The 7,292-nt window shown below is 43.5% G+C and carries 2 protein-coding genes and 1 pseudogene; 2 read left to right on the forward strand and 1 reads right to left on the reverse strand.

All coding sequences use genetic code 11. The annotated features are described in order from the left end of the window. Positions 1-220 precede the first annotated feature (220 nt). Complete coding sequence (locus tag ACUVJL_RS16130) at positions 221-4,096, forward strand: PAS domain S-box protein (protein WP_445246775.1); 3,876 nt, start codon at positions 221-223, stop codon at positions 4,094-4,096. A 267-nt stretch (positions 4,097-4,363) separates the two neighbouring features. Here the strand turns inward: ACUVJL_RS16130 and ACUVJL_RS16135 are convergent, their stop codons facing one another. Then, positions 4,364-5,602 (reverse strand): response regulator, encoded by a 1,239-nt coding sequence (locus ACUVJL_RS16135; RefSeq protein WP_445246776.1) that lies wholly within the window; start codon positions 5,600-5,602, stop codon positions 4,364-4,366. An 810-nt stretch (positions 5,603-6,412) separates the two neighbouring features. Between ACUVJL_RS16135 and ACUVJL_RS16140 the strand changes: the two are divergent. Continuing rightward, a pseudogene (locus ACUVJL_RS16140) lies at positions 6,413-7,126 on the forward strand (RNA polymerase sigma factor); the annotation flags it as partial. Positions 7,127-7,292 lie beyond the last annotated feature (166 nt).

Below are 7,292 nucleotides of genomic sequence, written 5' to 3' on the forward strand. Positions count from 1 at the left end.
TTTGTTTTTGTTGGGAAGTTACAGCTTTACTAAAACCTCTTGCCATTGATAGCACCCATAAACTACAACAAACTACATTGAAATTTAGTCGGATTTAACTGTAGCATATTTTGGGTTCCAGTTAAGATGCGTTTACCCTGATGCTACTTACGGACTGATTCTGTCTGGAGAAACCGTAGGAGACATTGAGACTGGCTATCAATTTGGACAACTTGCTCTCTTGTTACTCGATAAGTTTAATGCTAAAGAACTCAAAGCCAGAACCATATTTATTGTTAATTACTTTGTCAAACATTGGAAAGAGCATCTTAGGGAAACTTTAAACCCTTTGCGGGATGCTTACTCGATCGGCATGGAAACGGGAGATTTAGAATATGCAGCTTATTCGGCCTGCGTATACTCCTACCATTCCTATGTATTGGGTAAGGAATTGGCAACAGTCGAGCGAGAGATGGCAATGTACAGTAATACCCTCAGCCAACTGAAGCAAGAAACATCATATTACTATAACCAACTCAATCGACAGGTTGTATTGAACTTGATGGGACAGGCTGAAGATAAATGCCGTTTAATCGGTGAAAGCTATGACGAAACAAAAATGTTACCCCTGCATCTAGAGGCGAACGCTCAAAATCTTTGTCGATCGCTCTATTTTTACAAGCTATTTCTCTGCTATATTTTTCAAGACTATCAGCAAGCTATAGAAAATGCTAAATCAGCCGAAAAATATAGCTATAGCGCTGTAGGTACTATTCCTCTCTACCATTTCTACAATTCTTTAGTTTATCTGGCTATCTATTCTGACGCACCAAAATCCGAGCAAAAACTCATCCTCCAGAAGGTGAAAGCCAACCAGAAAAAAATCCAAAAATGGGCGCAGTTTGCTCCGATGACTCACCTCCATAAATTCTATCTAGTAGAGGCAGAGCGATATCGAGTTTTGGGTGAAAATGGTAGGGCGATCGACTACTACGATCGCGCCATTGCCTTAGCCAAAGAACATGACTACATCAACGAAGAGGCTTTGGCTAATGAACTGGCTGCCAAATTCTACCTCGCGTGGGGAAAAGAGCAAGTTGCCCAAGCCTATATGACAAATGCTTACTACTGCTATTTACGTTGGGGTGCAACAGCTAAAGTGACTGACTTAAAACGACAGTATCCAGAACTTTTAAAGTGTTTTACAACAGCCAATATGTCCATAAATTCGCGCAACACCCTACCTAATACTTCGGGCAATACTTCAGGCGAAACCCTGGATTTGGCAGCATTGATGAAAGCATCTGGGGCAATTGCCAGTGAAATTGAGCTGGATAAACTCCTCACGACTTTGATGAAAATCCTGCTGGAAAGCTGCGGGGCAGAAACTGGCTATCTAATTTTAGAGTCTCAAGGGCAACTGCGAGTAGAAGCGTCAGGTAAGGCTAACTCAAATCAGGTGACGGTGTTGCAATCGACTCCTATAGAAACCTGCCTGCCTTTGTCGATTATTCACTATGTTGCCAGGACTCAGGAAGGACTGATTGAAACCAATGTTGCCCGTGAAGGCAGATTTACCCAAGATGCTTATATCAAAACACAGCAGCCCAAGTCTATCCTTTGCGCCCCTCTGCTCAATCAAGGGCAATTAATTGGCATTGTTTACTTGGAAAATAATTTAGCAGATGGCGTTTTTACACGCGATCGCCTGCAAGTGATTCAATTACTTTCAACTCAGGCGGCGATCGCGCTTACCAACGCCAGACTCTACACCCAAGTACAATCGACGCAAAATCGCCTGAATAAAATCCTTAATGCCATTCCTTTTGGCATATCCGTTCACGACGCCAAAGGACAACTGGTTTACGCCAATCCAGTTTCACAGCAGTTACTGAATATTCAAGATTTACCCAAAGCCGAAATCGAGCAACTCTCAAAAACCTATCACGTTTATCGGGCAGGCACAGGCCAGATGTATCCAGTGGAACAGCTACCCTTGGTGCGATCGCTTCGCGGTGAAAAAACATGGGCGGATGATTTGGAACTGCACTACAGTGAGCGAATCGTTCCCTTAGAAGTCACTAGCACGCCAATTTTTGATGAGACGGGTAGTGTAGAGTATGCGATCGCAGCTTTTCAAGATATTAGCTCACGCCAGCAAGCACAGATTGCAGTCATTGAAAATGTCCGTTTAGAACAGGAAATTCGCGATCGCCAAAAAATAGAAGAGGCTCTGCAGCAGAGCGAGGCACGCTACCTTGGTATTCTGGAAGACCAGACAGAACTGATTGCCCGGTATCTGCCAGATGGTACCGTTACCTTTGTCAATGAAGGCTACTGTCGATTTTTTGGACTGACAAGGGAACAACTCATCGGGCATCACTACGCACCTGTCGTGTTTGAAGAAGACCGCGAATATGTAACCATACTCGTCAATTCCCTTAGCAAAGAAAATCCCGTTGTCACAATTGAAAATCGGGTGATTGTTAGCTCCCAAGTGCGTTGGACGCAGTGGGTTAACCGAGGGATATTTGATGATTCCGGTTGCATTGTTGAATTCCAGGCGGTAGGACGAGATATCAGCGATCGCAAAAAAGCCGAAGCAGAACTCGAACGGGCAAAAGAAGCAGCCATTGCCGCCAACCTCGCCAAAAGCACTTTCCTTGCCAACATGAGCCACGAATTGCGAACTCCCCTCAACGCCATTCTCGGCTTTTCTCAACTGATGAACCAGGATACAAATTTGTTAGATGAACAAAAAGAGAACCTTAACATCATTGAGCGCAGTGGAGAGCATTTATTATCTCTAATTAATCAGGTGCTTGACCTTTCCAAAGTTGAAGCGGGACGCATGACGCTATCTGAAAATAATTTAGATATTAATCAATTATTAGCTGAAATTGAGGCTATGTTTGCTTTGAAAGCAAAGGATAAAAGCTTACAATTACGATTTGAATGTACTGCCGATGTTCCCAAAAACATCTACGCTGATGAAGTTAAGTTGCGGCAAGTGCTGATTAATTTGATAAGTAATGCCGTTAAGTTTACTTCTTCGGGAAGCGTGTCTGTAGAAGTAAAAAGTAAACAGGCAAAAGCCCAAACTGAAGCCGGAACACAAATAACCAACAACCAACAACCAACAACCATTACCTTTGAAGTAAAAGATACGGGAGTTGGCATTGCGGCAGAGGAACTGGAGAATCTATTCAAACCCTTCGTGCAAACAGCATCCGGTCAAAAAGTGCAGCAAGGAACCGGATTAGGACTGACCATTAGCCGTCAATTTGTCCGCTTGATGGGAGGTGAAATAACAGTCATTAGTGGCGGTAAAGCTTTCACCCCTGGAAGGCCTCTCAAGGAATTTTTAGAAGACACAACGGGCACAACATTTAAATTTGACATTCCTGTGAGCCTCCCTGATGGAAGTGCACTTCAAAAGCAACCCTACAATCGTCGCGTCGTTGCCTTAGCGCCTAACCAACCCCAATATCGCATTTTAGTGGTGGACGATCGAGATTACAATCGGCAACTGTTAGTTAAACTCCTCAAACCTGTTGGCTTTGAAGTGCAAGAAGCGAGTAACGGTATTGAAGCGCTTGAAATTTGGGATTCATACTCACCCCATCTGATCTGGATGGACATGAGAATGCCAGTTATGGATGGGTATGAAGCCACGAAACGCATTAAAGGCACCCTTAAAGGTCAAGCTACTGCTGTTATTGCTATTACTGCTAGCGTGTGGGAAGAAGAAAAGGCAGTTATTTTATCGGCTGGTTGTGATGATTTTGTGCGAAAACCGTTCCAAACAGAAGCCATCTTTGACATCATGGCTAAACATTTGGGAGTCGGTTATATTTATCAGGAGCAAGAGCTACCGTCTTTCCCTTCTCATGTGACTGGAGAACCGTTAAATTTCACTGATTTATTAGCAGCGATGTCAAAAGAATGGATAGTAGAATTATATGAAGCAGCTATTACCGCTGATTCGGAATTAGTTTTTCAACTCCTAGAGGAGATTCCTGAATCTCACGCTTTCGAGCTTCACACTCTCAGAAATTGGGTGACGAATTTTCAGTTTGAGAAAATTCTCGATTTAACTGAACCATTAAGTTGGTGAATATTGATATTTTTTTTAGGAATTACACAGAGGTGGTCAGAAACCTGTTTTTTTTACGATAATACTTGGTTACAGCCCCTAGATTCGCTAAAAAACCCGGTTTCTAGGCGTCGGATTGCGTAAGTCCTGTTTATCTGAGATGTTGCACGATTCTCAATAACAGGCTTTCCGGCCTGTTCCACAATAAACATTATTTCCTGTGGGGTGGGCCCTTCTAGCCTGCCCTTGAAAGCCTTATTGAGAATGGTGCAATATCTCAGGTTTATCCTATTTGATAACACGCCGTTGGTTCAGTTGCATCATTGACTTTAATGCTGACTGTTTTAAGTCTGTAAGATCGCGGATGGTAATTGAGCAACCGTCTCCCAATCTCACAGCAGTGAAATAATAGCATTTGCCAAGGTAATCACTTTCTAGATGAACCTCTCCTTCAAGCGATTCTCCAGTCTCAACAACTTCTACTAATAAATCAAACAATCCGGGACTCAATTGATTAAGCAGTTTTTTCAGAACGGGTTCGCCCGCGAGTTCTGTTCGTTTTTTCCCTAAGAGTCTGGCAAAGACAGGGTTAACTACCAAGCAGCGAAAATCTTCAATTTCTCCCGCGATATCTCCCCTCACCGCCTGCACCGCGGCTATTCCATCCAGAGATGAGTTTAGCAAATTTGCCAGCAAGGCGCGAGATTGGTAGGCAATTTCTGCGGTTTGCTGGTGTCGCTCGATTGCTTCTTTAAGCTGGCGTTTTTGGTGCTGGATAGTGACCTGAGTTTCGAGGCGCACTAGCACTTCTTGCGGCTCAAAAGGTTTACAAATGTAGTCAACTCCCCCTACCTTAAAAGCTTTAACTTTATCAAATACTTGGTCAAGTGCGCTTAAAAAAATAATCGGAATTTCTGAGGTGTTTTCATCTGATTTGAGAGTTTCGCAGACTTCATAGCCGTCCATGTCTGGCATTTTAATATCCAGCAACAGAGCATCGGGGAGATGATTGCGAACACTCCTCAAGGCCATCGTACCATTGGTGACGCAGCGAACTTTATACCCCTCCTTAGTGAGAATTTTTGCTAGAAAACGCAGATTTTCTAGGAGGTCATCAACAATTAAAATGTTGCCTTTGGGAGTTCTTAATTCATTGATGTCACTTTCTCCTACCGAAGCCATCATCATAGGTTTGCCTTCGACTTTTGCCTCGGCTATCGCAGTTGTGGTGCTTTGCTTCTCTAGCAGAGAGCGGAAGTTATTTTTAGTAACTTTTTCCCCTATTACGTCTGAAATGCGCTGCCACAGGATGGAAGATGAATCTTTGATATGTCCTACGCTGAGGTACAAGCTCTCAGCAAGAGCACTATAAGTTGCGTTTTTCCAAGCAGCTTTTAAGATTTCTTTTTCAAGCAAAGTTAACGTTTTATTGGTCTTGGATTCTAAGGCTGATTCGATAAATTCTAGGGCTTCTTCAAAAGTCATATGCAAATCCATCTCATCGGGTAAGGTTTTTAAGTTTTGCACCCTAATTTTGAGTTATGCACCGTAGTTTTGATTGTAGGCAATACCGCCTTGGCGGTTGCTATACAAATAATATTAAGTGTATTAAATATACTATACAAGCTACTTTACTAGGGTGTGACCACGGGGTCGGTAGTGACTGCTTGGTGAATTGGTGGTGGATGGCAGCAGACCGATCGCCATTTTAGCTGTAAGCTTCTCACTGTAAAGGTTGTGTGCATACTATACTTTGTGAGTTGGCACAAATTTATTAGAGATCCGACTTATCCGACCTTATGATCCGACTTTTCCGACTTGCTTTATGCCGATCGTTCAAACATACTATTGAATAGCATCTACCAAAAGACAGAGAACTGTACCAGTCATGCTGTTGCTCTGCTCTATCTCAAGATAGATAGTAGCATCCTTCAGGTTGTCTATCTGAATCTAGACGCTGCCGCTAGCAGTGGTCTTATACCAATTTAATGGGTAGTTGCACATATCTCGATCCCCCTAAATCCCCCTTAATAAGGGGGACTTTGAGAAGAATCTTTTCCCCCCCTCCGGCGGGGGGTTAGGGGGGATCAGATTCTACGGGGCCTGATAAAAAATTGGTATTACCTAGTCAGCAGTTCTTGGAGAGAACTATCTTAACCAGCCAATCAATCGGTTTGCTCAATGAGCTGACCTCGATCTAATTTTTCAAGCTGAGTTCCTGGCAGCAAAGCATACAAACTGCCAAAATAGCAGCTAAATTTCTGTGGAATTTTATAGCCTTTTGAAGGATACATTGTTTCATTTATGGTTCCTTTATGAAGCAGTTCATACCGAGACTACCTGTTTCGTTGCTGTCTCAAGTGGATGAACGGCAACTCAACTGAAGCGGAAGACCTGCTGAGTCAGGCGATGCTCAAAGCCTGGGAAAAGGCGCAAAAGTACGCGGGAAAAATCGAGAATTTCAAATGTGGGCTAACGACGCTGACTCGTAATTTCTGGATCGATATAACACGCCGCCGAGGTGCGAATCAAGTGGAGGATATAGAAGTGTACGCGGATCGAAACGAGCTAGGACTGGTTTCTGTTGACGAGACGCCAGCAAGCGCCTTGGATTGTGACGAGAAAAAGATGGTCATTCGTGCTGCTATTGATGATTTACCGACCAGACTGCGCGAGACTTTTATCCTGCATTTTTATGAAGAACTGTCTCATCAAGAGATAAGCGAAAAGCAAAATATTTCCTACCAGAATGTTTGCAAGCGCATCTCCCAGGCGCGGGCAATTCTGGTAAAGGAGTTGCGGGGATATTTTATCGGGGAGGATGGGACAAAAACGGAATTGGCGGTGACATCGGCGGTAACGGAGCCGACAATTGAGGAAATGCCTGAGGGGAATGGGGGAGTTGAAGCGATTGTGGGGGAGTCGGTGACGTTATCTGTTGCGATCGCCCAAGTGGAGAGTGTTGTGGGTGAGGAATCGCCTTTTGTAGTGGTATCTGAGCAGCAGTCTGAGTCGGATTCTGTTGCGGCGACTTCTGAGGAGAGGTTATAGGAATTTAATTTTATCGGGAAACAGATATAGGACTTACGCATTGACAGAATAACAAAATAGTGCATTGATAAAGATGGGTCGTTTACTTTCTAGGTATCGGACAATCAGAGAAATTACTAAACCATCGACAGCACAATGCAATCTAGACCTCTACACCTTATTTTTG

It is taken from the genome of Microcoleus sp. OTE_8_concoct_300 (assembly GCF_031383065.1).
Lineage (GTDB): Bacteria > Cyanobacteriota > Cyanobacteriia > Cyanobacteriales > Microcoleaceae > Microcoleus.